Source organism: Aequorivita sp. CRS11, assembly GCF_059693805.1.
Genome location: NZ_JCATIG010000050.1, coordinates 1 through 713 on the forward strand (window position 1 = coordinate 1; position 713 = coordinate 713).

The window sequence follows — 713 nt, forward strand, 5'->3', positions numbered from 1 at the left end:
AAACAAAATGGAAAACGAACATAACAGTAAAAAGAAATACGGGAAATTTTTTGCAATGATTGCGACTTCAATGATTGCAATGTTTTTTTTAATGTACACTCATTCTTATCAAATAATCGACCACTTTTGGTTTAGTGAAACTCGATTATTTATGACCATTATTATGGGTGGCTCAATGATAATCATTATGCTTCTCTATATGCTTAATATGTATAAGAGTAAAAAAGCTAACACTGCAATATTTGGATTGGGAGCTTTGATGATAATTGGAGCAATTTGGTTGGTAAGGAGTCAGGTAACTGTAACTGATACCGATTATATGGAAGGAATGATTCCACATCATTCAATTGCGATATTGACGAGCGAAAGAGCAAAAATAAAAGACGTTAGAGTTCGAAAACTTGCAGACGACATTATTAAAGCTCAACGCAAAGAAATTATGGAAATGGAATGGTTGATTAAAGACATTAAAGAGAACGGAATTGTCGAAACTGAGTTAGAGAAAGAAGAGAGACCAGTTCCAAATTTTAAAGGAAAGTTAGACCAAGAAACAAAAGATATTGAAATTGAATAAAAAAGCCAGCAGCTAACAAAGAACTGAGGTAAAAAACAACATATTTCTTCATTAATTTTTGACATTATTATTCTAGGCTTACAGATTGAAAGATGGATCTATAAGCTATTCTTTTGTTTGAATTTCAATTATTTTACTG

1 protein-coding gene is annotated in these 713 nt (G+C 31.3%); it reads left to right on the top strand.

Features of this window, described 5'->3' with window-relative positions:
* Nucleotides 1-7 precede the first annotated feature (7 nt).
* Nucleotides 8-574, top strand: coding sequence for a DUF305 domain-containing protein (locus AC58DT_RS15700; protein WP_085766304.1), 567 nt, complete (start codon nt 8-10; stop codon nt 572-574).
* Nucleotides 575-713 lie beyond the last annotated feature (139 nt).

What these genes read in the sequence shown, in the direction of transcription:
- AC58DT_RS15700 (WP_085766304.1), top strand. Translation starts at nt 8, where the DNA reads ATGGAAAACGAACATAACAGTAAAAAGAAATACGGGAAATTTTTTGCA.